The sequence below is a fragment of the Ensifer adhaerens genome (assembly GCF_002940685.1).
GTDB lineage: Bacteria > Pseudomonadota > Alphaproteobacteria > Rhizobiales > Rhizobiaceae > Ensifer > Ensifer adhaerens_E.
The window spans coordinates 42,503-66,321 of sequence record NZ_PNFP01000012.1 but is presented as its reverse complement, the minus strand read 5'-3'; the positions used below and the strand labels follow the sequence as shown (position 1 = coordinate 66,321).

The window sequence follows — 23,819 nt, the reverse complement described above, 5'->3', positions numbered from 1 at the left end:
GAAGCCGGCGCCAGACCGAAACGGGCGGGAGGACGCTCGGCTCATGGACAAGTGGAGGAGGAAGGCAATGAAGAAGACCAGAACGATGCTCGCGGCGCTTGCCGTCGGGCTTCTGACGTCGACGGCGGCGCTCGCGGGCGACGTCCGCATCATGTGGTATTCCGATGGCGTCGAAGGCGAGGTGCTGAAGGACCTGCTCGATCGCTTCATGAAGGAGAACCCCGGGATCAACGTGATCCTCGACAACGTCTCCTACAGCGTCGTCAAGGAACAGCTGCCGGTACAGTTGGAAGCCGGAAACGGCCCCGATATCGCCCGCGTCACCAATCTCAAGGCTCAGGCCCAGCACTGGCTCGACCTTCGGCCACTGGTTGCCGACGCTGCCTATTGGGACGAAAACTTCGGCGGCCAGGCAGACTGGATGCGCCCGGACGGATCGAACCAGATCTCCGGCTTCATGACCCAGATCACGATTGCCGGCGGCTTTGCCAACAAGACGCTGTTCGACCAGGCGGGCGTTGCCATACCCGGCAAGGATGCGACCTGGGACGACTGGGCGAAGGCGGCCAAGCAGGTGGCGGAAAACCAGCAGGTGCCCTTCCCGATGGCGCTTGACCGCTCCGGCCATCGCCTGAGCGGCCCGAACCTCGCCTATGGCGGCAACTATATCGGCGCCGACGGCAAGCCGGCGCCGCTCGACGACGGCTCGAAGAACTTCCTGAAGACCTTCGTCGGCTGGGTTGCCGACGGCACGATGAGCAAGGACGTCTGGGTTTCGGCAGCGGGCTCCACCTATCGGGCCGCTGCCGACGACTTCATCAATGGCCAGCTCGTCTATTATTATTCCGGTTCCTGGCAGGTCCCGAACTTCTCGACGAAGATCGGCACCAACTTCGACTGGGTGGCCACCGGCAGCCCCTGCGGGCCCTCCAACTGCACCGGCATGACCGGCGGCGCCGGCCTGGTTGCGGTCAAGTACACCAAGAACCCGAAGGACGTCGCCAAGGTGATGGACTACCTTGCGAGCGAACCGATCGTGAAGGAATTCTCCGAGCGAACGCTGTTCCTGCCCGCGCATAAGGGCGTGCTTGCCAAGGGTCTCGACTTCAAGACCGACGACGCCCAGGCGAAGGCGGCACTCAACGCCTTCGTCGAGGCGAGCAAGACGCTCTCCGACGAGGCGCGCAAGCTGCCCGGCTGGCTCTGGTCCGACGCCGTCTACGGTGCGCTCGTCACCCGTGTCAGCCAGGCGGCTGCCGGCGAGATGACGGTCGATGAGGCCTTCGCGCGCATCGATAGCGACATCGCCACCAAGGTGAAAGACAGCGGCAACTGACGGGAGCCATCGCCTCTCGGGCCCGGGCGGCATTTCAGGTCACGCCGCCCGGCCGAACACGGAGGTGATGCCTGCGGATAGGTTAGCACGCACTTACCTATATGTGTCCGAAACTTGCCCTTCGGCGAATTGCGTTTGCCCACGTAAAGTGGGCAGCGCACCAAGATCCGGCATTGATCCGTGCATTTCGTGCAGCAAGCACACATAGGGTGGTGAGGAAGCCAAGCATGAAGGCAGATGTTCCAAGAGAAGGGGGAGGTTTCAGCCTCGGCGAAGTGGTCATGGTACCCGTTCGCCTGGCGCTGAGCGCCATCGACGCACCGCTGCGCTGGGTCCAGCGCCGTCTCGGCATCGGCGGGATGGCGACCTTCTTCCTTTTGCCGAACATGCTGATCTTCGGCATCTTCGTGCTGTTGCCGTTCTTCATCAACTTCGCTTATTCCATGACCGGCGGCACGGCGCTTTTCCTGCCCGACCGCAGCTTCGTCGGCGGCGACCAATATGCGCGGCTCTTCGACTGCGTGAACTACACCGACCCTAACTCCTGCGCGGAAGACACCTTCTGGACGGCCGTCGGCAACACCGCCTGGTTCGTGGTGCTTCAGGTCACCCTGATGATCCTGTTTTCGCTCGTCACCGCGCTGATCCTCAACCGCGAGCTCATGGCGCGCAGCTTCTGGCGGGCGGTGTTCTTCTTCCCCGTGCTGCTGTCACCGGTCGTCGTGGGTCTCATCTGGAAGTGGATCCTGCAGCGCCAGGGGCTCTTGAACTTCGGGCTCTACGGCCTCGGCTTCGACCCCTATACCTGGCTCAACGACCGCAACTGGTCCTTTGCGGCGACCGTCGGCGTCTCGATCTGGGCGCATATGGGCTTCTACACCCTGATCCTGCTTGCCGGCCTGCAGGCGATCCCCAAGGATCTTTATGAAGCGGCCGAGATGGACGGCACGCGGCCGGCACGCGCCTTCTGGCGCATCACGCTGCCGCTCCTGATGCCCAACCTGCTCGTCGTCATCGTGCTCGTGCTCATCCGCGCCGTGCAGATCTTCGACGAGGTCTACGTGCTGACTGGCGGCGGGCCCGGTACCAGCACGCTCTACATCACGCAATACATCTACGAGACCGGCTTTGCGACGCAGCTTCGCAATCCAGGCCTTGCCGCCGCCGCCTCGATCCTGATGGGCGCCGTTCTGGTGGTGCTGACACTGGTTCAGCTCGGCCTTGGCCGCAAAGGCGAGAAGAAGGGAGCCCGCAAATGAGCCGTGTCGCCGAATTCATCTTCCGCCGCCGCGGGCGCGACGGCTGGCACTGGACCGACGTCTTCACCTGGGTCTGGCTGATCGGCGGCCTCTTCATCATGTTCGGCCCGGCCGTCTGGCTTGTCGGCTCCTCCTTCAAGTCACCGGCAGCGCTTGCGGAGTTCCCGCCCTCGATCATGCCCTATGTGACGCAGAAGGCGACGGTCGAAGGCTATGACAAGCCGCTCGACCTCTACGAGGTGACGATGGCCGACGGCAGCAGGAAGGTGCTCGCCGAGGTGCGCCGCATCGGCATCGTCAGCCAGATGGTTTCACCGGACAAGCCGACCGAGATCGTCAAGGTCAAGATCGCCGAGCGCACGCCGGTGCGCACCATGTCCTTCGCCACCTCGAACTACAGCGAGCCCTTCACCCATTTCGATTTCGTCCGCTATCTCTGGAATTCCGTTTTCGTGACGGTGACGGCGACGCTGATCACGCTGATCGTCAACTCGATGGCAGCCTTCGCGCTCAGCAAATACGAGTTCCGCGGCCGCACCTTCGCGATGCTTCTGATCCTCGCGACGCTGATGGTGCCGCTCTCGGTGATCATGGTGCCGCTCTATTCGATCGTCTCGGCGCTCGGGCTGTTCAACAATCTCTGGGGCGTGATCCTGCCGACAGTCGCCACACCGACGGGCGTCTTCATCCTGCGCCAGTACATGCTGACCATCCCCGACGAACTGATCGACGCGGCCCGCATGGACAAGGCGTCCGAATGGCAGATCTACTGGCGCATCATCCTGCCCCTGACGGCACCGGCGCTTGCGGTGCTCGCGATCTTCTCGGTCGTCTGGCGCTGGAACGACTTCCTCTGGCCGCTGATCGTGCTGTCGCGCAAGGAGCTCTATACGCTGCAGGTGGGCTTGAGCATCTATTCCGGCGAGCTGAACGTGCAGTGGCATTTCATCCTCGCCATGACGGTCGTGACCATGATCCCGGTCGTGCTGGTCTTCATCTTCCTGCAACGCTTCATCACCACCGGCATCGCCGGCACCGGACTGAAATAAGGGGGCACAAATGGGCCACATCAAGCTTACCAATGTGACCAAGTCGTTCGGCGCCGTCGACGTGCTTCATGACATCAACCTGGAGATCAAGGACGGCGAGTTCGTCGTCTTCGTCGGCCCCTCCGGCTGCGGCAAGTCCACGCTGTTGCGCATGATCGCCGGGCTGGAGAAACCGACCGGCGGCGAACTTGCGATCGACGGCAAGGTGGTCAACGACGTGCCAGCCGCCGACCGCGGCCTTGCCATGGTGTTCCAGTCCTATGCGCTCTACCCGCATATGAGCGTGCGCCAGAACCTCGCCTTCGGGCTGGAAAACACCCGCATGCCGAAGACCGAGATTGCCGAGCGCATCGCCGAGGCCGCGCGCATGCTGGAGATCGAAGCCTATCTTGAGCGCCGCCCCGGGCAGCTCTCCGGCGGCCAGCGCCAGCGCGTCGCGATCGGCCGGGCGATCGTGCGACGCCCGGTCGCCTTCCTGCTCGACGAGCCGCTGTCGAACCTTGACGCCGAACTGCGTGGCTCGACCCGCGCGGAGCTGGCGGCCCTGCATGCCCGCCTTTCGGCGACGATGATCTATGTGACGCACGACCAGGTCGAAGCGATGACGCTTGCCGACCGCATCGTCGTGTTGCGCGCCGGCCGCATCGAGCAGATCGGCACGCCGCTCGAGCTCTACAACAGCCCAGCCAACCGTTTCGTCGCCGGCTTCATCGGCTCGCCGCACATGAACTTCCTCGAGGGCACGCTGGAAGCGGCCGGCGCAGGCTCTGCGGTCGCAACGCTGAAGGGCGGCCACCGGCTGCCGGTGCCGATCGCCAATGGCGTGGCCGTGGCTGGCGGGCCGATCACGCTTGGCGTGCGGCCGCATCACATAACGCTCGACGCCGGCGAAAACAGCATCCCGGCGAAGATCCGTCTCGTCGAGGCGCTCGGCTCGGAAACCGTGCTGCACGCGGACGTCGCCGGACAGAAGCTGCTGGTCGTTGCTCCCGGTCAGCACAATCTCGCGCAGGGCGACGATATCCGGCTGTCGCTTGGCGCCGCCCCCATCCACCTCTTCAACGACAAGGGGCTTCGCCTTGAACGCGCTGTTTGACCTCTCGGGCAAGACCGCCCTCGTCACCGGCGCGCGAACCGGCCTCGGCCAGGGCATGGCCTTGGCACTGGCAAGGGCCGGCGCCAACATCGCCGCACTCGGCTCGTCGCCGATGCCCGAGACGGCAGCGCTGGTTGAGAACGCCGGCGTGCGCTTCCACCAGCAGACCGTGGACCTTTCGCGACCGTTCAATGCGACCAATGTCGTCGCCGAGGCGGCATCAGCGCTCGGCGGCGTCGACATCCTCGTCAACAATGCCGGCATCATCCGCCGTGCCGACCTGCTCGACTATTCCGAGGAAGACTGGGACAGCGTGCTCGACGTCAACCTCAAGGCAGCCTTCCTGCTCTCCCAGGCCGCGGCCAAACACATGGTTGCGACCGGACGCGCCGGCCGCATCGTCAACGTCGCCTCGATGCTCACCTTCCAGGGCGGCATCCGCGTGCCGGCCTATGCCGCCTCGAAACACGGCATTGCCGGCCTGACCAAGGCGATGGCCAACGAACTGGCGTCGCGCGGGATCACCGTCAACGCGATCGCCCCCGGCTACATGGCGACCGACAACACCGAGGCGCTGCGCAACGACCCCGATCGCAATGCCCAGATCTCCGCCCGCATCCCCGCCGGGCGCTGGGGCACGCCGGATGATCTCGCGACCGCCGTGCTGTTCTTCGCCGCCCCGGCCTCCGGCTATGTCACCGGCACGGTGCTGCCGGTCGACGGCGGCTGGCTGGTCCGATAGACTGACACCCATGTCCATTTCTCGCGAACGCCTGCGCACGCTTCTCGGTCTCGCCGATACGGAACTCGGGCTGGAGGCTCGTGAGACGGAAGAGCGAGGCACACACGTTGTCGAGCGGCTGCGTTTTCGCAGCCTTCGCAACGGCGCCGAGATCCGCGGCCTGCTGACGCGACCGCCCGGAAACGACGGGCCCAGGCCGGCAATCCTCTATGCCCACGCCCATGGCGGACGCTACGAGATCGGTGCCAACGAATTGCTTGAGGGCCGGCCAGCGCTGCTTGGCCCGCCCGGTCCCCTTCTCGCAGAACATGGTTTCGTCACCCTTTGCATCGATATGCCGACATTCGGCGAGCGCTCCATCGTCACCGAAAGCGCCGCGGCGAAGGCGGCCCTCTGGTACGGCCGCACCCTGTTCGGCCAGATGCTCGCCGAGCAGCAGGCAGCACTCACCTGGCTTTCGTCGCGCGACGACGTCGATACCGACAGGATCGGCATGACCGGGATTTCGATGGGCGCAACGCTTTCCTATTTTCTCGCCGCGCTCGATGAGCGCATCGCGGCGACCGCGCACCTCTGCAGCTTTGCCGATTTCGCATCGCTGATCGAGACCGGCGCGCATGATCGGCACGGCCACTATCTCACCGTGCCCGGCCTGCTTTCGGAAACATCGACCGGCGCGATCGCCGGGCTCGTCGCGCCGCGTCCGCAACTGATCTGCGTCGGGCTCGACGATCCGCTGACGCCGCCGCCGGCCGTGGAGCGCGCCTATGGCGAGACGCTGGCCGCCTATCGGGCGGCCGACGCCGGGGGTGACGTATCTTTGGTTGCAGAACCGGGCATCGGCCATGTCGAAACCCGCACCATGCGCGACACGGTTCTCGCATTCCTCACGCGCCACCTCGGCGGAACGGGCGACGACTGAGCCGACCAGCCGTCGCAATCGGGCAAAATAGCCGAGCCACCGGGCTTCGAGCAGGCGCTCCGCCCCACCTCCCAACGCGCGCACCGCCGGTTCGATCAGGATTTCGTGATGTCGCGGTCACGATCTTTCAAAGATCGAAAGCAACCCCTTCGAGAATCACGAGAAAGCGAGTACTCTGAAGGAACATTGCGCATGGGACGCCGTTTATTCGAATGAGCGAGCCGATAAGCAGCGATCCCCGTCTCAGCCAGCGGCCGCGGGAGAGCATGATGCAAAAGAGCGAATGCGACGTCTTCGATCTCTTCTCGGAGATCTACACCAGTGCAGCGCAAGAAGAAATCAGCCTTCAGGAATACCTCCTCGCATGTCGCGATGACAAAAGCATGTATGCCACCGCGCAGGAGCGGATGGTTACAGCCATAGGTAATCCAACCCTCATCGATACCAGCGCGGACGAACGTCTCGGCCGCATCTTCTCCAACCGCACCGTCAAGATCTACCCGTCCTTCGCCGACTTCTACGGCATGGAGGACACGATCGAGCGCATCGTCGGCTACTTCCGCTATGCCGCGCAGGGACTGGAGGAGCGCAAGCAGATCCTCTACCTGCTCGGACCCGTCGGCGGCGGCAAGTCTTCGCTCGCCGAGAGACTGAAAAAGCTGATGGAGCTGCAGCCGATCTATACGCTCGCCGTCGGCGGCAAGGTCAGTCCCGTCTTTGAATCTCCGCTCGGCCTCTTCCATCCCGACCGCATGGCCGACCTGCTCGAAGACAAATACGGCATCGCCCGGCGCCGGCTCACGGGCCTCATCTCGCCCTGGGCGACGAAGCGGCTCGACGAAGTCGACGGCGACATCTCCAAATTCAGCGTCGTCAAGCTGATGCCCTCGCGCCTGCGCCAGGTGGCAATCGCCAAGACCGAGCCCGGCGACGAGAACAACCAGGACGTTTCCTCGCTGGTCGGCAAGGTCGACATCCGCCAGCTCGAAAACTACAGCCAGGCCGATCCCGACGCCTATTCCTATAGCGGCGGCCTCAACCGCACGACGCAAGGCCTGCTCGAATTCGTCGAAATGTTCAAGGCGCCGATCAAGGTGCTGCATCCGCTTTTGACGGCGACGCAGGAAGGCAACTACAACGGCACCGAAAACTTCGGCGCCTTCCCCTATCAGGGCATCGTCGTCGCCCATTCCAACGAGTCGGAATGGCTGCAGTTCAAGAACAACAAGAACAACGAGGCCTTTCTTGACCGTATCCTGGTGGTCAAGGTGCCCTATTGCCTGCGCGTCACCGAAGAGCGCCAGATCTACGAGAAGCTGCTGCGCGAGAGCGAACTGACCAAGAGCCCTTGCGCCCCGGAAGTGCTCGAAAGCCTCAGCCGCTTCACCGTCTCGACCCGCCTTGCCCGCCACGAAAACTCGCCGCTCTACACCAAGATGCGCGTCTATGACGGCGAGAACCTGAAGGACACCGATCCGAAAGCGAAGTCGGTCCAGGAATACCGCGACGCTGCCGGTGTCGACGAGGGCATGACCGGCATCAGCACCCGCTTTGCCTTCAAGGTCCTGTCGGAAACCTTCAACTACGACACCAAGGAGGTGGCGGCCGATCCCGTGCACCTCATGTATATCCTGGAACAGGCGATCCGCCGCGAACAGTTCCCGAAGGAGACGGAGGCGAGCTATCTGGACTTCATCAAGTCCGAGTTGGCCTCGCGTTATGCCGAGTTCATCGGCCATGAAATCCAGAAGGCCTATCTCGAATCCTACAGCGAATACGGCCAGAACCTCTTCGACCGCTACATCGCCTATGCGGACGCCTGGCTCGAAGATCAGGACTTCAAGGATCCGGATACCGGACAGATCCTCAACCGGGAGATCCTCGACAGCGAACTGTCGCAGATCGAAAAGCCGGCCGGCATCGCCAATCCCAAGGACTTCCGCAACGAGGTCGTCAAGTTCACCCTGCGCGCCCGCGCCAAGAACCATGGGCGCAACCCCTCCTGGACGAGCTACGAGAAGCTTCGCGACGTGATCGAGAAGCGCATGTTCGGCCAGGTCGAAGACCTGCTTCCGGTCATCAGCTTCGGCTCGAAGAAGGACAGCGCATCCGAAAAGCAACATGCCGAGTTCGTCCAACGCATGACCGAGCGCGGCTATACGGAGCGCCAGGTCCGACGGCTGGTCGACTGGTACATGCGAGTCAACAAGGCGGGCTGACGATGCCGAAGCAGGGGATTGGTATATGCCGAATTTCATCGACCGGCGGCTCAATCCGAAGGATAAGAGCCTCGGCAACCGACAGCGCTTTCTGAAGCGGGCCCGCGAAGAGCTCAAGCGGGTCATCAAGGATCAGGTCAAGTCGGACAGGATCATCGACGTCGACGCCGCCCATGGCGTGCCGATGCCAACCGATGGTGCCAGCGAGCCGACGTTCCAGCCGTCGCGCGGCTCCGGCGAACGCAACTACGTGCTCCCAGGCAACAAGGAGTTTTCGGCGGGCGACCGGTTGCCGAAGCCGGAAGCGGGCGGCGGCGGCGGCGGCAAGGGCCGCCCCGGCACCGGCGAGAGCGACGATGACTTCCAGTTCATCCTGTCGCGCGAGGAAGTGCTGGATCTCTTCTTCGAGGATCTGGAGCTTCCCGACATGGTCAAGCTCAGCCTCAAGGAAACGGTCACCTTCAAGCCCCGCCGCGCCGGCTTTGCCACGGCGGGAACGCCGACGAACATCAATGTCGGGCGCACGATGCGCAACAGCTTCGGCCGGCGCCTGGCGCTTCACCGGCCGAAGGAGAAGGAACTGACCGCGATCACCGAGGAGATCGCCCGGCTGGAAGCGGAGCCGGAGATTTCGGCGAAAGACCGCCTGCGGCTGAAGGAACTGCGAAGCGAACTGGAAAGGATCGAAAAGAAGCGGCGGCGCATCCCCTATGTCGATCCGGTCGACATCCGCTTCAACCGCTTCGAACAGCAGCCATTGCCGAACGCCAATGCTGTCATGTTCTGCCTGATGGACGTTTCGGCATCGATGGGCGAGCGCGAGAAGGACCTCGCCAAGCGCTTCTTCGTGCTCCTGCACCTGTTCCTGAAGCGCCGTTACGAACGCATCGACATCGTCTTCATCCGCCATACGGACGAGGCGCGCGAGGTCGACGAGGAGACCTTCTTCTACAGCACCCAGAGCGGTGGCACGATCGTGTCGACTGCACTTGAGGAGATGATCCGGATCGTCGAGGACCGCTATCCCTCGCAGATCTGGAACATCTATGCCGCCCAGGCGTCCGATGGTGACAACATCATCGGCGACAGCGAGCATTGTGCGGCGCTCCTGCGCGAGAAGCTGACGAAGCTCTGCCAGTACTATGCCTATGTCGAGATCATCGACGAAAGGGAAACGGAGATCTTCGGCTCGACCGACAACGGCACAGCACTCTGGCGGGCCTATCGCACGGTGGACGGCGAGAAGTCGAACTTCCAGATGACCCGGATCGCCAAACCCGCCGACATCTACCCGGTCTTCCGCAGGCTCTTTGCCCGGCAGCCGGCCACACGCACCCGGAAATAAGGGGACGACCGGATGGCTCGACGTGCGACTTCAGGTCTCCTGTTCCAGGGCTCGGACTGGAACTTCGCCACCCTTTCCCGTGCCTATGACGCGATCGAGCAGGTCGCGCTCGAGGAGATGGGCCTCAGCGTCTACCCGAACCAACTGGAGATCATCACCTCCGAGCAGATGCTCGACGCCTATTCCTCGGTCGGCATGCCGCTGATGTACCAGCACTGGTCCTTCGGCAAGCGCTTCGCCTACGAGGAACACCACTACCGCAAGGGCCACCGGGGTCTCGCCTATGAGCTGGTGATCAATTCCAATCCCTGCATCACCTATCTCATGGAAGAAAACACCATGGCGATGCAGGCGCTGGTGACCGCCCATGCCGCCTTCGGCCATAACCACTTCTTCAAGAACAACTACCTCTTCCGGCAATGGACCGACGCCGGCGCGATCCTGAGCTACATGGATTTCGCCAAGAAATACGTGATGAAATGCGAGGAGCGCCACGGCAACGCCGCCGTCGAAGCCATTCTCGACTCCGCCCATGCGCTGATGGACCAGGGGGTCTTCCGCTATCGCCGGCCGCCGCGCCTATCGTCGGAGAAGGTCCGGGAGCGGGCGCGCGAGCGGCTGGAATACGAGGAACAGACCTATAGCGACATCTGGCGGACGCTGCCGCAGGTGGCCGAAAACCGCGATCCGGCCGAGGCCGAGCGCGACGCCTCCGAACGCAAGAAGGTGCTCAACCTGCCGGAGGAGAACCTGCTCTATTTCCTCGAAAAGCACAGCCTGATCCTGGAGCCATGGCAGCGGGAACTGCTCAGGATCGTTCGCGTCATCGCACAGTATTTCTATCCGCAGCGCCAGACGAAGGTGATGAACGAGGGCTGCGCCACCTTCGTGCACTACACCATCATCAACCGGCTCTACGACCAGGGCAGGATCGGCGAAGGCCATATGCTGGAACTCTTGCAGAGCCATTCCAACGTCGTGTTCCAGCCGGATTTCGACGACCGGCGCTATCCGGGCATCAACCCCTATGCACTCGGCTTCGCGATGATGCAGGATATCCAGCGGATCGCCACCGAGCCGACGGCCGAAGACCGCGACTGGTTCCCGTCCTTTGCCGGCAACGGCGACTGGATGGAGACGCTGCGCGACGCCTGGGCGAACCATCGCGACGAGTCCTTCATCCTGCAATATCTGAGCCCGGCGGTGATGCGCCGGTTCCGGCTGTTCCAGCTCCACGACCGCTCCTCCGACCGCTTCGTCGAGGTCGCCTCGATCCATGACGAGCGCGGCTATTCGGCGGTTCGTTCAGCGCTCGCCAACAGCTACGATGTCGCCGCCAACCAGCCGGATATCCAGGTGATGGACGTCGATCTGCTCGGCGACCGGCAATTGCGGCTTCAGCACAATGTCAAGCGCGGCATCCTGCTCGACGAGGGCAGCCGTGATGCGACGATGCGTCATATCCGCCATCTCTGGGGCTATGAGGTGAGCCTTGCCGGCGTCGATGCGCAGACCGGGCGCACCGTCTACGAGTGCTCGACGGCCAAGAAGCCGGAATGAACCTGCTGGCTTCAAAGTTCTGCAGCGACCTTTGTGCGCCAGATAAGGCGCGCGGCGCTGTAGACGACTGTCGAAGCGCGCGCGGAAGCCACGGTTTGACACGCGATGTCATGACAAGAATTCGGATCAGCCATCAATAAAATTTGGTCTGATGCGCCGCAGTCACACGCTCGCGTCCAGGGCGAGGAGAAGCTCGTCCAGCTGTTCGAACTGCTCGGGCATCACATCTTCCATGCCTATGAAGGCCTCGTCGAGCGCTTCCTTCGACGGGTAGAGTTCGCTCAGGACCAACAGTGTCCTGCCGTCGCTTTCCTCGAAAGTCACCGTAGTGACTGCGCCGTCATCGCCTTCGTCATTGGTCCAGACGATGCGCGAAGGCGGCGACACGTCGAGGTATTTGCCGAAGAAAGCCATGGCCTGCGCGGCGTCGTGTCCAAACGCGATGCGATAGCTCCCCCCGGTGCGAACGTCCATCTCGCAGGAAAGCAGGGGGATTCCGTGCGACTTCGGCGCCCACCACAGCTTGAACAATTCGGGCTTGGTCCACGCGTCGAACACAAGCTGAAGCGGGCCATTGAACGTGCGCTTCACGACGAGCTCGCGCTCGGACTTCCGTTCGACCGCCGTGCGGCCGTCACTTGCTCTGTGACCCATCGAGCTTCTCCTTCCGCTTAAGGGCCTCGACGACTTCGTCGAGCGCGTCGAAGCGTGCGCTCCAGATCTGGCGGCGCGCTTCGATCCAGGCCGCCTCTTCCTCGAGACCGCTCAGACCGAGACGACAGGTGCGGACGCGCCCGACCTTCTCCGTCGTGACCAGCCCCGCCTGTTCCAGGACGCCAACGTGTTTCTTCATGCCCGTGAGGGTCATGCCAAACGTCTCTGCAAGCTCCGTGATCGAGGCTTCCCCACGCCCGAGCTGCTCCAGGACGCCACGTCGGGTGGCGTCCGCGAGTGCAGCAAAGGAGGCATCAAGTCGCGCTGTCGAAAACTGAACCATATGGTTCAGTGATTAGCACGCGGATCGCTCTCATGCAAGAGCGTGGAGAACCGCGCCTCGGCATGCCGCCGCCGAATAAAGACAGGAAACGCCGGAATTCAGTGGTCTACGGCGGCCGCCGCGCCTCTGACGAAGCGCTCGGTGAAAAAGGAGACCGGCGAGCAATAAGGCTTCCAAGCGTCCGTCTCGGCCGATCGCGACCGAAGCCTGGTCGTCATCATCGCGTCGGGGCCGTCAAATCGCAGGAGCGGCCGTCGCACGCCGCAAAGGTCGTCAGCCTGCGGCGCCGGCAAACGTGGCCGGCATGGCGGCCACTTCTTGCTCTGCCGCGGCGGCGAGCCAATCGTGAAAGGCGTTCATCGCCGGCGTGAAGGGACGCGATTTCAGCCGTGTCAGCCAGTAGCTTCCCATCGAGGTATGGACATCGAAGGGCTGCCGGATCGTGCCGTTCGACAGGAGCCGCGAAAACATCAGCGGCGGCGCCAGCGCAACGCCGATCCCCTGGGCTGCGGCTTCCATCATCGCCAGAGAACTATCGAAAACGATGCCCTTGAGCAGCGGCGCCGGATAGGCGATGCCGGCCGCGTCGAACCAGGTCACCCATTCGTCGGCCCGATAGGACCGAAGCAACGTCTCATCAAGCAGATCGGCCGGCGTCTTCAAGCGGTCGGCGATCTCGGGAATGCAAAGCACGGATAACGGCGCCTCGAAAAGCCGCGTCGCCTCGATATTGTGCCAGGAACCGCCGCCGAAGCGGATGGCGAAGTCGAGGCCTTCGGCCGCCATGTCGACCCGGTTGTTGTTGGTCGAAAGACGGACGTCGACAAAGGGATACTTCGCCTGAAAATCCGCAAGGCGGGGCAGCAGCCAGCCGACCGCGAAGGTGCCGACGGCGCCGATCATCAGCACTTCGCGGATATGACCGGCCTCGAAGCGATCGAGCATGTCCGCCATCCGGTCGAAGCTATCGCGCAGGACCGGCAGCAGCGCTTCGCCCTCCGCCGTGATCATCAGTCCGCGCGGCAACCGCTTGAACAGGGTGACGTTCAGGCGGTTTTCGAGAAGCTTGACCTGATGACTGACCGCGGCTTGCGTGACGCAAAGCTCGATTGCCGCGCGCGTGAAGCTCAGATGCCGCGCCGAGGCTTCGAAAGCCCTGAGCGCATTGAGCGGAAGATATGGCCTGACCATGAATGCCCTAACTCACCTAATGGGTCTCGCAAATAAACGTGGTTTGTTGCTGAAGCACAATCCCTTTACGGTGAACTTCATCGGCGCCGTTGCCCGGCAGCCGTCACCTCAGGAAAGGCGCGGTGAGCCGCACCGCTTTCGGAGAACCGATCCATGCGCCGTTTGATCGTCGCTGAGCCGGCGTCTTCAAACGCCGGCGTAACCAGTTTCCGCTCCGCATAACCGCCTGCCGCACGAACGCCCGTGCCGGCAGCGCTGCCCGCTGCCATGAAGGTCCGCTCTGTCCGCCATGAAATTCGTCGCTAACCTGCTCGGCACATGCCTCAATCTCGCTGTCGTCGTCGGGCTCGCCGCCGCCACGCTCGTCGCGGCCTTGACACGGCATTTGCCCGACCACCGCACGCTTGCAAACTGGGAGCCGGCGGTCACCACCCGCCTTTATGCCGCCGACGGCACGAAGGTCGCCGAACTCGCGCGGGAACGCCGGCTGTTCCTGCCGATCGCCACGATCCCCGCACGCATTCGCCAGGCGTTCCTGTCGGCCGAGGACAAGAACTTCTACACCCATCCCGGCATCGACGTTGCGAGCATCGGCACGGCGCTCTTTGCCAATCTCGCCAATTTCGGCTCCGGCCGGCGCATGATCGGCGGCTCGACGATCACGCAGCAGATCACCAAGAATTTCCTGCTGACCTCGGACCGCACGGTGGAGCGCAAGCTGCGCGAAGCGATCCTGTCGCTGCGGATCGACCAGACCTATTCCAAGGACCGCATTCTCGAACTCTATCTCAACGACATCTATCTCGGGCGCGGGGCCTATGGCGTCGCCCAGGCGGCGCTTACCTATTTCGACAAGCCGGTCAGCGAACTCTCGGTCGCCGAGGCGGCGTTCCTTGCGGCGCTGCCGAAGGCGCCCAACAACTACGACCCGGACCGTCAGGCGGAGCGCGCGACGGGCCGCCGCAACTGGGTGATCGACCAGATGCGGCAGAACGGCGTCATCGATGCCGCGACCGCTGCCAAGGCGGCGGCCGCCCCGCTCGGCGTCAGGCAGCGCCGGCAATCGCCGGCGATCGCAAGCTCCGACTATTTCGCCGAGGACGTCCGCCGTCAGCTCAACGCCCAATACGGCGAGGCTGCCCTTTACACCGCCGGTTTTTCGGTGCGCACGACGCTCGATCCGCGCTTGCAGGCCGCCGCGATGGCGGCGCTGCGCAAGGGCCTCGTCGCCTATGATCAGGCAAAGGGCTACCGCGGCCCCGTTACCAGGCTCGCGTCGACCGGGAACTGGTCGCCGGCGCTTGCCAGCCTCCAGCCGCTCGCCGACGTACCGGAATGGCGGCTCGGCGTGGTGCTGGCGACGGACAAGGACGGGGCGGAGATCGGGCTCAGACCGACGGCATCGACAACAAGCGGCGCGCTCGGCGACGACGAGACCATCCGCCTCGGCCGGCAAGGCCTGAACTGGGCGCTCTGCCGCTCGACCAGGGCCAAGCGGAACTGTGCCGCAGGCGCCGATGGCGTTCTCTCGCCCGGCGACGTCGTCTACGTGGAGAAGCTGGACGACGGCTACGTGCTCAGACAGCCGCCGCAGGTGCAGGGCGCGCTCGTTTCCATGGATCCGAACACCGGCCGGGTGCTCGCGGTCGCCGGCGGCTTTTCCTATGCCCAGTCGGAGTTCAACCGCGCAACCCAAGCCTATCGTCAGCCCGGCTCGTCGTTCAAGCCCTTCGTCTATGCCGCCGCGCTCGACAATGGTTACGCGCCGACGACGCTGGTGATGGATGCGCCGATCGCCCTTGCCGATGGTGCCGGGCGGACATGGAAGCCGAAGAACTATGACGGGCGTTTCAGCGGCCCGTCGACCCTGCGCGTCGGGCTCGAAAACAGCCGCAACCTGATGACCGTGCGCCTCGCCCGCCATCTCGGTATGGACCTCGTCGCCGACTACGGCAAGCGCTTCGGCCTCTATGACGAACTCAAGCCTTACCTGCCGATGTCGCTTGGGGCCGGCGAGACGACGCTGCTCAGGCTGGTTTCTGCCTATGCGGTCATCGCCAACGGCGGCAAGGCGGTCACGCCCTCGATGGTCGACCGCATCCAGGACCGCTACGGCCGTACCATTTTTCGCCATGACCAGCGCCAATGCGACGCCTGCAACACTTCGGAGTGGACGGGCCAGGAGGAGCCCGTGCCTGTCGACGACCGCGACTACGTGCTCGATCCGATGACCGCCTATCAGGTGACCTCGATGCTGCGCGGGGTGGTCGAGCGCGGAACCGCCCGGAATGTCGCCTCGCTCGGCGTGCCGATCGCCGGCAAGACCGGGACCACCAACGACGAGAAGGACGTCTGGTTCGTCGGCTACACCCCTGACATCGTCACCGGTGTCTTTCTCGGCTACGACACGCCGAAGCCGATGGGCTTTGGCGAAACCGGCGGCGGTCTCGCCGCGCCCATCTTCATCGATTTCATGAAGGTGGCGCTTGAAGGACGCCCAGCGGCCGATTTCCATGCACCATCAGGCATGACGATCGAGGCGATCGACCGGAAGAGCGGCCAGCCGGTGCCGGCGGGCACGCCGGGCGCCATCCTCGAATCCTTCAAGCCGGGAACCGCGCCCTGCGCCGGCGGCTGCCCCGTGATCGACGGCTTCGAGACGACAGGTGCCGCGGTCACCGCCGATGCGGACCTCTCGCCCGAGCTGCGGGAAAAGCTCCTCACCAACAGCAGCGGGCTCTATTGACATGGCACGGCAGGGTCATCGCCGGCCGGATCCGCGCGGCCGCCTTCTCCTCGTCGTCGGCGCCTTCGCGCTCGTCTTCGGCCTCATGCTCGCGCGCCTTGTCCAGCTCGGCGCCGCCGACTACGAGCGCACCGGCTACATACCGCCGCCGCCGTCGCTCGGTCGCCCCTCGATCCTCGACCGCAACGGCAACCTGCTGGCGATCGACGTGCCGAGCTCCGGGCTCTATGCCGAGCCGCGACTGATCGTCGATGTCGACGAGGCCGTGGAGAAACTGACGGCGATCTTTCCCGATCTCGACGGGCGCGATCTCTATCGCCGCCTGAAGAGCGGCGCGGCGTTTGCCTGGATCAAGCGACAGGTAACGCCGGCGGAAGAACAGGCGGTCTGGAATGCCGGCCTTCCCGCGGTCGGTTTCCAGCGCGAGAAGCAGCGCTTCTACCCCAATGGCGCGCTCGCCGCGCACGTGCTCGGGGCGGTCGACATCGACAATATCGGCATTGCCGGTATCGAACGTTGGATCGAGGGTCAGGGTCTTGAGGTGCTGCGCCAGAGCGGCATGGATCTCTCGCACCGCAATCTGGAACCGGTGAGCACGACGCTCGATATCCGCATCCAGCATGCGCTCGAGACCGAACTTCGCAAGGCGATCGCCAAGTTCAGCGCCAAGGCCGGCGCCGGGCTGGTGCTCGACGTCACCAACGGCGAGATCCTGGCGCTCGTTTCCTATCCCGATTTCGACCCGAACCTGCCGGTGGACGCGCTGAAACCCGACCGCATCAACCGCATCGCGGCCGCCACCTTCGAGATGGGCTCGACCTTCAAGGCGCTGACGACGGCGATGGCGCTCGACTCCGGCCAGTTCACGCTTCGCTCCGTTGTCGATGCCAGCAAGCCGCTCGCCTTCGGCCGCTTCCGTATCAACGACTATCGCGGCCAGTACCGGCCGCTGACCGTGCCGGAGGCCTTTATCTATTCGTCGAACATCTCGATGGCGAAGATGGCGATCGCCCTTGGGCCGGAGAATTTCAGAACTTTCCTCGATCGCTTCGGGCAGATGTCGCGGCTGACGACGGAACTGCCGGAGAGCGCCCATCCGCAATTGCCGCGACGCTGGGGCGAGATCGATACGGCGACCGCCTCCTATGGCCACGGCATTGCCGTGACACCGCTGCAGGCGAGCATCGCGGTCGCGGCGCTCGTCAACGGCGGGCGTCTCATTAGGCCGACGCTGATCAAGGGCGCAGCTTTGGAGGATCGCATTATCGCGCGCGATCTGATCAAGCCCGAGACAGGCGAGGCACTGCGCTATCTGCTGCGGCTCAACGCCAAGACCGGCTCGGCCAAGAAAGCGGAAGTCAAAGGCTATTTCATCGGCGGCAAGACGGGCACCGCCGAGAAGGTCGTCGGCGGGCGCTATTCCAAGGAACTGAACATCACCTCCTTCATGGGCGTCGTTCCCGTCGACAATCCGCGCTACCTGCTTTTGACCCTGCTCGACGAGCCCAAGGGTCTGAAGGAAACCTATGGCTTTCGCACCTCCGGCTGGAACGCGGCGCCGCTGGGCGGCGCGGTCTTCGAGCGCATTTTGCCGATGCTTGCGCTGATGCCCGATTTTGAGATCGCCGATGTCAGTTTCCCTGAAATCAGCGACCAGGGCGCCTTCGGCTCCCAACTCTTTCCGTCGCCTTCGAACGGAGGCGAGCGCAACGGCGGCGTGATCGACGGAGCGCTTTGAACCCTACCACCTCAGGCGGCACGGATGGGGTGGCAGAGCACCGAACGACCGGCTACGCCTCGAGAAAGGTGCGGGCGAAACCCGGTTCGGTCACTTCGATCGTCCCGTCCGGAAGCTTCAGAAAGCGTTCGATGGCGGTGCCGTAGGTGCGCATCCAGCCGTCGAGCATCGCGGCCGCCCCGTCGAGGTCGCCGGCCTCCTGCCGCTGCAGGGCCTTGTGCATCACCTTGGCAACGCTCAACCGCAGTTGCAGCAGCATCAGGGCGGAGGCTTCCGGATCGGGCGCATCGAGCGTCCCGTCCGCATGCCCGCGCCGAAGCATCTCGGCGACCAGCGGCACGCTGACGGCCATCAACGCCTCGTCGATACGGTGGTAGAGCGCGACGTTTTCGGGCTTGAAGAGGGCGTTGAAGGTGTTCTTCAACTGCGGCGCCATGTCGAGCTTCAGCCGCCGCGAGCCGGCAAAGAGCGCGTTCAGCTGCCCGACCGCATCCAGCGACGGATCCTCGAAAAGCGGTTGCAATTCCTTGAGGTTCCGCTCCGCCATCCGGGTGGCGACCGCCTCCAGCAGCGCCTCCTTCGAGACGAAATAGTGATAGAAGGCGCCCTTGGAGACCTTGGCCTCGCGGATGACGTCGTTGACCGTCGTGTTCTCGTAGCCGTGCTGGAAGAACAGACGCTCGGCGCAATCGATCAGCTCGTTCGATCGGACTTCCGGCGATTTCTTCGTTCTGACCATAAGCGCTCCTGGAACAACGGCTTAGCACGGGTTTGCAGCGCGGTCCACGACGCTCCCGATCGCAAGCACAAACGCGTATCCTTGAAACAAACCGACCGTCGGTCTATTTATACAGAATGGATTGAAAGTCTTCAAGGAGCGTCTCGTGCGGCTGGCTCGTTATGCAATCGGATCGGCAATGGTCGTCGCCATCGGCGCCGCCGTCACCTGGTATCTGTTTCGCCCGGTGCCGGTGTCTACCGTCACGCCAAAGCGCGGCGATGCGGCGGAGATCATCTATGCCGATGGCGTCGTGGAGCCGCGCACCTGGGCGAAAGTCACCCCCACGGTTGCCGAACGCATCGTCGAACAGTGCAATTGCGAGGGCGAGCGTGTCGCCAAGGGCGACGTGCTCGCCCGTCTCGACGACACGGAAGCGCGAGCAGCGCTCGGCGAACTTCAGGCGCGGCTGACGCTGGCGCAGGAGGAATATCGTCGCAAGCTGGCGCTCTCCGAACGCAGCACGATCAGCGCACAGGAAGTCGACCGGGCCCGCAGCGAACTCGGGCAGCTCGAAGCGCTCGTCGCCGGCCGCCAGGCGCGGCTCGCGACCTATGTGCTCAGGGCACCGAGCGCCGGCCAGGTGCTAAGGCAGGACGGCGAGATCGGCGAGGTTGCCGATCTCGGCACGGTGCTCTTCTGGGTGGGCGAACCGAAACCGCTGATCGTCACCGCCGACGTCAACGAGGAGGATATCCCGCGCGTCGAAGTCGGCCAGAAGGCATTGCTACGGTCTGATGCTTTTCCCGATCGCAAGCTGGAGGCGACGGTCGACAGCATCACTCCCAAGGGCGATCCGGTGACGAAGACCTATCGCGTGCGCTTTCGGCTTCCCGACGACACGCCGCTTCGGATCGGCATGTCGACCGACGTCAACATCATCGTGCGGGTATCAGAGGGCGCCTTGATCCTCCCGACCGTGGCGCTGGAAGGAACGAAGGCGGCCGTCATCGACGGCGATCGTGCCAGGATCCGTGAACTCAAATCGGGCATACGCGGCGCCGACGGCGTCGAAGTGCTTTCGGGCCTGGAAGACGATGCGCGCGTCGTCTCCCCGTTCCCGACCGGCCTTGCCGACGGCGCGCGGGTGAAGGCCACACCTGCCGCCGAGAAATGAGCTTGCCATGCGCCTCATCTTCGACATCGCGCTGACTCACATCTCCGGCCGGGGCCGGCAGACGATCGTCGCGATGCTGGGCGTCGCCGTCGGCGTCGGCTTCTCCATCGCCATGGCGGCGCTGATGCAGGGCGGCCAGGACGATTTCGTCCGACAGCTCGTCGACACCATGCCGCATGTGCAGGTGACAGACGAGCAGCGCAAGGCGCGCCGGCAGCCGGCCGAAGACCTTTTCGATGCCGCCGCGGTTTCCGGCCTCAGGCCACGGGACGACCGCCGCGGCATCATCAACCCCACGGCAGCACTCTCCTGGCTCGACGGCTGGATCCCCGGCCGCTTTGCCGCGACCCTCAAGGCGCAGGGCGTCATTCGCTATTCCGGCCAGGAGGTCGGCGCCGCCGTCATCGGCATCGATCCGCAGGCGGAGCCACGGGTCTCGCCGATCATCGGAGACTTCAAGGCGGGCAGCTTCGCCGCCCTTGCCGCCGGCGGCAACAATATCGTGATCGGCGACACCATGGCCTCCCGGCTCGGGGCAAAGCTCGGCGATACGATCACCGCGGTCTCTTCGGAGGGCCTCAGCCGCCGCTTCAAGATCGTCGGCCTCTTCCACACCGGCACGACGGCGCGCGACGAGGGCGAGGCCTATGTGCTGCAGAAGAACGCCCAGATCCTCTCGGCCCGGCCGAACGCGATCAACGAGATCAACATCAAGCTCGACGATCCGAACGTCGCACCCGCAGTCGCGCGCCGCATAGAAGCGGATCTCGGCTACAAGGCGGTCGCCTGGCAGGAGGCCAACGAGTCGATCCTGGAAGCGCTCGTCGTGCGCAACGTCATCATGTACACGGTCGTGGCCGCGATCATGCTGGTCGCCGGCTTCGGTATCTTCAACATCATCTCGACGATCACCCACGAGAAGGCGCGCGACATCGCCATCATGAAGTCGCTCGGCTTCACCGAGGCCGACATGCGCATCCTCTTCGTGCTCGAAGGCGTGGCGATCGCCACAGCCGGCACGCTTCTCGGCTGGGCGCTCGGTTTCGCGATGATCTATGCGCTCTCGCTCGTCCGCTTCGAGCTCGCTGCGACCGGCCAGGAAATGACCCGGCTGCCGATCGCCTGGAGCATGCTGCACTATCTGATTGCCGCCGCCTTCGCGCTCGGATCGGCGGCGGTCGCGGGCTATCTGCCGGCACGGCGCGCGGCCCGCTCCAACCCCGTCGACATCATCAGGGGCGCGACATGAGCACGCTGATCGAGACCAGGGACCTGACGCGCATCCTCCAGGAGACAGTGCCGGTCACATTGGTGAAGGACATCTCGCTCAAGATCGACGAACGGGAATTCGTCGCGGTCACCGGCCCCTCGGGCTCCGGCAAGTCGTCGCTTCTCTATCTGCTCGGCCTGCTCGACCGGCCGACGGCCGGCACGCTTGCGATCCGCGGCCGCGACACGGAGCGGATGGACGAGGGCGAGCGCGCCGCCACGCGGCTTGCCAATATCGGCTTCGTCTTCCAGTTCCACTTCCTGCTGCCGGAGTTTACCGCCCGCGAGAACGTCGAGATCCCCATGCGCAAGCTCGGCCGCCTTGGCCGGAACGAGATGCGGCAAAGGGCAAGCGACCTGCTTGCGGCACTCGGGCTTGCCGACCACCTCGACAAGCGGCCCGATCAGCTCTCGGGCGGCCAGCGCCAGCGCGTGGCGGTTGCCCGAGCACTCGCCAACGATCCGCCGCTGATCCTTGCGGATGAGCCGACCGGCAGTCTGGACAGCAAGAGTTCCGAACAGGTGTTCAAGATCCTCGAAACGCTGGTGCGCGAACAGGGCAAGACCGTGGTCGCAGTCACGCATGATCTCGACATGGCTTCGCGCATGGACCGGCGCCTGCAACTGATCGACGGGCGCCTGAGCACGCAGTCCGAGGATGCGACGCTTCCGAGCGAAAACGGGCCGCCGCACGGCTGAGTCTCGGCGAACGCGCAGCCGAGGCCGAAGGCGACGTCGCCGTTCGCGAACCGAGTGCGAAGCGCCCTTAATCAGAACAGGAACTTACGCGGTACGAACCAGACCCGTGTTTTCTAGTCCGCCTCTCCCCACCAGCGCCTGACGCTTTCGACCGAACCGTCGAGCCGGGCCTCGAAGCTTGCTGACGCGAGGGTCGCCTGAAGGTGGAGCGTTTCGCTGCCTATGTTCGTGAAGCCATGGAGGTGGAGCGGCGGCACGATGAGCGACTGGCCGGGCATAACGACGAGGCGCTTCGCGCCGATCCACATTTCCGCCTTGCCGGCGATCACGGCCAGGATTTCCTCGACGGGATGAAGGTGCGTCGGAGCGCCGGCGCCGGGCGCCACCCATTGCTCGAAAAGGCACAATTGCGAGGCGCCGTTCACGGCCGAGATCAGCATCCGCGTTTCGACGCCGGGGCGCCATAGCTCGACGGGCCGGTTCCTATGCACGATCACGTCCATGCTGCCCCCCTGGATCGACAGTCCCATGAGGTTTCAAGTTTAGCAGCGCTGCCGCTTCGGCACGATGGTCCGGTTGCGATCCGCACGCCTTCGGTAAAGGCGGCTGCGGTAGCCGGCCGCAAACTGCAAAAGAAAGGCGGCGCCTGAGCGCCGCCTAGGGGAGAGACGATTGGGAACGCGGTCAGTTGATGACCTGAACCACCGTTCTCGACTGCGGTTCGACGATCACCCGATGGTCGTTGACGACAGCATAGGCGTAGCGCGGGTTTTCGGGAACCGGCGTCAACACGATGGCTGACGGGATCGGCTTGCCAACCACGATCCGTTCCTGAACGACGACAGACGGCGGCGCCGGCTGCTGCTCGACATAGGTAACCACTTCCGGCGGAGGAGGCGTCAGCGCTCCACCGAGCGCGCCACCCACGACAGCACCGACACCGGCACCGATCGGGCCACCGACAACCGCACCCGCGGTCGCGCCGCCAACGATACCTGCGGCCGTACCGGCTTCCTTGTTGGTGTCCTGCGCAAAGGCAGAGCCTGCCAGCAGCGCAGCAACAGCCGCCGTGATTGCAAACTTCTTCATGATCTCATCCTTTCGTTCGAGCACCACCTCAACGAATGGAGTAATAAATTGCTCCAGATTTGCTTCCCATCCTTGGAATCACGCTTGATGACCTTCGTCAACAATCACATGAGATCCGATCGATCGGGAAGATTATGCCTTACATCCGAAGCAATGACGAACATTTACTTCAACTATTGGCACCGTTACTCTGAACAATCCGCCGGCGCACATGGTTCGACTTCGCTCCGCACACCCTGCAGAATCAAAAGCAGCGATTTTCGCCGATGCCATAGCCGGCGGCGACGAGGTTCTCGGCCCCACTAGTCGCGGGGTAACCGGCCAAGCAGCAGGTTGTTCCCTTCCCTGTTGCCGCAGCGCGAACATTTGAGCGTGCCGCCGATGGAATTGAGATGAACGCCCCATCCGCAGGTCTTGGCGATCATCCGGCGGTCAATTCGCCCTTGGTGGCGACATGCCCCGCATTTCGCCACGAGCACATACCATTCCGGCAGCAGCTCCAGGGTCGAGCCGCAATCGGCCGCATTTTCGCGCGGCATCAGCTCGATGCTTCGACGATGCCTCATTATCAGTCCTCTCGAAGCGTCGTCTCGATCCGCCCGTCATGACGCGCGGGCAGCCGTGGTTTGCGAGGTGGCCCGGCCTCCTCGACGCCAGACCAGACGCT

The 23,819-nt window shown here is 64.0% G+C and carries 21 protein-coding genes; 14 read left to right on the top strand and 7 right to left on the bottom strand.

Annotated elements, in window-relative coordinates:
* Positions 1-67 precede the first annotated feature (67 nt).
* The 9 genes from C1A35_RS22640 to C1A35_RS22600 all read left to right on the top strand — a co-directional run bounded on the left by C1A35_RS22640 (position 68) and on the right by C1A35_RS22600 (position 11,528).
* Entirely contained in the window at positions 68-1,336 is a 1,269-nt protein-coding gene (locus C1A35_RS22640; protein WP_104666519.1) for an ABC transporter substrate-binding protein, read from the top strand.
* Between the two features lie 227 nt (positions 1,337-1,563).
* Positions 1,564-2,595: a carbohydrate ABC transporter permease gene (locus C1A35_RS22635; RefSeq protein ID WP_104666518.1), complete on the top strand. Its 1,032-nt coding sequence runs from the start codon at positions 1,564-1,566 to the stop codon at positions 2,593-2,595.
* The gene (locus tag C1A35_RS22630; protein ID WP_104666517.1) at positions 2,592-3,644 is read left to right on the top strand and encodes a carbohydrate ABC transporter permease; all 1,053 of its coding nucleotides are present in this window, start codon (positions 2,592-2,594) and stop codon (positions 3,642-3,644) included. The genes C1A35_RS22635 and C1A35_RS22630 overlap by 4 nt, the downstream gene beginning before the upstream one ends.
* A 10-nt stretch (positions 3,645-3,654) precedes the next feature.
* Positions 3,655-4,740 carry an ABC transporter ATP-binding protein gene (locus tag C1A35_RS22625; protein WP_104666516.1) on the top strand — a complete coding sequence of 362 codons (1,086 nt, stop codon included), beginning with the start codon at positions 3,655-3,657 and terminating at the stop codon, positions 4,738-4,740.
* Positions 4,724-5,482 (top strand): 2-dehydro-3-deoxy-D-gluconate 5-dehydrogenase KduD, encoded by a 759-nt coding sequence (gene kduD, locus C1A35_RS22620; RefSeq protein ID WP_104666515.1) that lies wholly within the window; start codon positions 4,724-4,726, stop codon positions 5,480-5,482. The genes C1A35_RS22625 and kduD overlap by 17 nt, the downstream gene beginning before the upstream one ends.
* A gap of 10 nt (positions 5,483-5,492) precedes the next feature.
* A complete protein-coding gene (locus tag C1A35_RS22615) occupies positions 5,493-6,404 on the top strand; it encodes an alpha/beta hydrolase family protein (RefSeq protein WP_104666514.1) in 912 nt (303 codons plus the stop codon).
* 269 nt (positions 6,405-6,673) lie between these two features.
* A complete protein-coding gene (locus C1A35_RS22610; protein ID WP_104666513.1) occupies positions 6,674-8,623 on the top strand; it encodes a PrkA family serine protein kinase in 1,950 nt (649 codons plus the stop codon).
* A 25-nt stretch (positions 8,624-8,648) separates the two neighbouring features.
* Entirely contained in the window at positions 8,649-9,968 is a 1,320-nt protein-coding gene (locus C1A35_RS22605) for a YeaH/YhbH family protein (RefSeq protein WP_104666512.1), read from the top strand.
* A 12-nt stretch (positions 9,969-9,980) separates the two neighbouring features.
* A complete protein-coding gene (locus tag C1A35_RS22600) occupies positions 9,981-11,528 on the top strand; it encodes a SpoVR family protein (protein WP_104666511.1) in 1,548 nt (515 codons plus the stop codon).
* A 162-nt stretch (positions 11,529-11,690) separates the two neighbouring features.
* Here C1A35_RS22600 and C1A35_RS22595 read toward each other — a convergent pair whose 3' ends face one another.
* The 3 genes from C1A35_RS22595 to C1A35_RS22580 form a co-directional block, all read right to left on the bottom strand.
* A complete protein-coding gene (locus C1A35_RS22595) occupies positions 11,691-12,182 on the bottom strand; it encodes an SRPBCC domain-containing protein (RefSeq protein WP_104666510.1) in 492 nt (163 codons plus the stop codon).
* Positions 12,163-12,525 carry an ArsR/SmtB family transcription factor gene (locus tag C1A35_RS22590; protein WP_104666509.1) on the bottom strand — a complete coding sequence of 121 codons (363 nt, stop codon included), beginning with the start codon at positions 12,523-12,525 and terminating at the stop codon, positions 12,163-12,165. Before C1A35_RS22590 ends, C1A35_RS22595 begins: the two co-directional genes overlap by 20 nt.
* A gap of 273 nt (positions 12,526-12,798) precedes the next feature.
* Positions 12,799-13,716: a LysR family transcriptional regulator gene (locus tag C1A35_RS22580; protein ID WP_104666507.1), complete on the bottom strand. Its 918-nt coding sequence runs from the start codon at positions 13,714-13,716 to the stop codon at positions 12,799-12,801.
* A 289-nt stretch (positions 13,717-14,005) separates the two neighbouring features.
* Between C1A35_RS22580 and C1A35_RS22575 the strand changes: the two genes are divergently transcribed.
* Positions 14,006-16,462, top strand: coding sequence for a penicillin-binding protein 1A (locus tag C1A35_RS22575; protein WP_104666506.1), 2,457 nt, complete (start codon positions 14,006-14,008; stop codon positions 16,460-16,462).
* Between the two features lies 1 nt (position 16,463).
* Positions 16,464-18,200, top strand: a complete 1,737-nt coding sequence (locus C1A35_RS22570) for a peptidoglycan D,D-transpeptidase FtsI family protein (RefSeq protein WP_104666505.1) — start codon at positions 16,464-16,466, stop codon at positions 18,198-18,200.
* A gap of 52 nt (positions 18,201-18,252) precedes the next feature.
* On the opposite strand, the gene C1A35_RS22565 is transcribed toward C1A35_RS22570, so the two are convergent.
* A complete protein-coding gene (locus tag C1A35_RS22565) occupies positions 18,253-18,939 on the bottom strand; it encodes a TetR/AcrR family transcriptional regulator (RefSeq protein WP_104666504.1) in 687 nt (228 codons plus the stop codon).
* 178 nt (positions 18,940-19,117) lie between these two features.
* Between C1A35_RS22565 and C1A35_RS22560 the strand changes: the two genes are divergently transcribed.
* The 3 genes from C1A35_RS22560 to C1A35_RS22550 are packed head-to-tail and all read left to right on the top strand — an operon-like array spanning position 19,118 to position 22,063.
* A complete protein-coding gene (locus C1A35_RS22560; RefSeq protein WP_104666675.1) occupies positions 19,118-20,095 on the top strand; it encodes an efflux RND transporter periplasmic adaptor subunit in 978 nt (325 codons plus the stop codon).
* A 7-nt stretch (positions 20,096-20,102) separates the two neighbouring features.
* On the top strand, positions 20,103-21,344 hold the full coding sequence (locus tag C1A35_RS22555) for an ABC transporter permease (protein ID WP_104666503.1): 1,242 nt from the start codon (positions 20,103-20,105) through the stop codon (positions 21,342-21,344).
* The gene (locus C1A35_RS22550) at positions 21,341-22,063 is read left to right on the top strand and encodes an ABC transporter ATP-binding protein (RefSeq protein WP_104666502.1); all 723 of its coding nucleotides are present in this window, start codon (positions 21,341-21,343) and stop codon (positions 22,061-22,063) included. The genes C1A35_RS22555 and C1A35_RS22550 overlap by 4 nt, the downstream gene beginning before the upstream one ends.
* Positions 22,064-22,176: 113 nt before the next feature.
* Here C1A35_RS22550 and C1A35_RS22545 read toward each other — a convergent pair whose 3' ends face one another.
* From C1A35_RS22545 to C1A35_RS22535, 3 genes are all read right to left on the bottom strand, one after another.
* Complete coding sequence (locus C1A35_RS22545) at positions 22,177-22,566, bottom strand: cupin domain-containing protein (protein ID WP_234822955.1); 390 nt, start codon at positions 22,564-22,566, stop codon at positions 22,177-22,179.
* 181 nt (positions 22,567-22,747) lie between these two features.
* Positions 22,748-23,152, bottom strand: a complete 405-nt coding sequence (locus tag C1A35_RS22540) for a DUF1236 domain-containing protein (RefSeq protein WP_104666673.1) — start codon at positions 23,150-23,152, stop codon at positions 22,748-22,750.
* A 302-nt stretch (positions 23,153-23,454) separates the two neighbouring features.
* Positions 23,455-23,691 (bottom strand): hypothetical protein, encoded by a 237-nt coding sequence (locus tag C1A35_RS22535; protein WP_234822954.1) that lies wholly within the window; start codon positions 23,689-23,691, stop codon positions 23,455-23,457.
* Positions 23,692-23,819: the final 128 nt, after the last annotated feature.

Coding starts and splice junctions, on each gene's coding strand:
- C1A35_RS22605 (WP_104666512.1), top strand. CDS start 8,649: ATGCCGAATTTCATCGACCGGCGGCTCAATCCGAAGGATAAGAGCCTC.
- C1A35_RS22575 (WP_104666506.1), top strand. CDS start 14,006: ATGAAATTCGTCGCTAACCTGCTCGGCACATGCCTCAATCTCGCTGTC.
- C1A35_RS22550 (WP_104666502.1), top strand. CDS start 21,341: ATGAGCACGCTGATCGAGACCAGGGACCTGACGCGCATCCTCCAGGAG.
- C1A35_RS22625 (WP_104666516.1), top strand. CDS start 3,655: ATGGGCCACATCAAGCTTACCAATGTGACCAAGTCGTTCGGCGCCGTC.
- C1A35_RS22590 (WP_104666509.1), bottom strand. CDS start 12,525: ATGGTTCAGTTTTCGACAGCGCGACTTGATGCCTCCTTTGCTGCACTC.
- C1A35_RS22555 (WP_104666503.1), top strand. CDS start 20,103: ATGCGCCTCATCTTCGACATCGCGCTGACTCACATCTCCGGCCGGGGC.
- C1A35_RS22565 (WP_104666504.1), bottom strand. CDS start 18,939: ATGGTCAGAACGAAGAAATCGCCGGAAGTCCGATCGAACGAGCTGATC.
- C1A35_RS22635 (WP_104666518.1), top strand. CDS start 1,564: ATGAAGGCAGATGTTCCAAGAGAAGGGGGAGGTTTCAGCCTCGGCGAA.
- C1A35_RS22560 (WP_104666675.1), top strand. CDS start 19,118: ATGGTCGTCGCCATCGGCGCCGCCGTCACCTGGTATCTGTTTCGCCCG.
- C1A35_RS22570 (WP_104666505.1), top strand. CDS start 16,464: ATGGCACGGCAGGGTCATCGCCGGCCGGATCCGCGCGGCCGCCTTCTC.
- C1A35_RS22595 (WP_104666510.1), bottom strand. CDS start 12,182: ATGGGTCACAGAGCAAGTGACGGCCGCACGGCGGTCGAACGGAAGTCC.
- C1A35_RS22615 (WP_104666514.1), top strand. CDS start 5,493: ATGTCCATTTCTCGCGAACGCCTGCGCACGCTTCTCGGTCTCGCCGAT.
- C1A35_RS22630 (WP_104666517.1), top strand. CDS start 2,592: ATGAGCCGTGTCGCCGAATTCATCTTCCGCCGCCGCGGGCGCGACGGC.
- C1A35_RS22545 (WP_234822955.1), bottom strand. CDS start 22,566: ATGGACGTGATCGTGCATAGGAACCGGCCCGTCGAGCTATGGCGCCCC.
- C1A35_RS22640 (WP_104666519.1), top strand. CDS start 68: ATGAAGAAGACCAGAACGATGCTCGCGGCGCTTGCCGTCGGGCTTCTG.
- C1A35_RS22610 (WP_104666513.1), top strand. CDS start 6,674: ATGCAAAAGAGCGAATGCGACGTCTTCGATCTCTTCTCGGAGATCTAC.
- C1A35_RS22535 (WP_234822954.1), bottom strand. CDS start 23,691: ATGCCGCGCGAAAATGCGGCCGATTGCGGCTCGACCCTGGAGCTGCTG.
- C1A35_RS22540 (WP_104666673.1), bottom strand. CDS start 23,152: ATGAAGAAGTTTGCAATCACGGCGGCTGTTGCTGCGCTGCTGGCAGGC.
- C1A35_RS22600 (WP_104666511.1), top strand. CDS start 9,981: ATGGCTCGACGTGCGACTTCAGGTCTCCTGTTCCAGGGCTCGGACTGG.
- C1A35_RS22580 (WP_104666507.1), bottom strand. CDS start 13,716: ATGGTCAGGCCATATCTTCCGCTCAATGCGCTCAGGGCTTTCGAAGCC.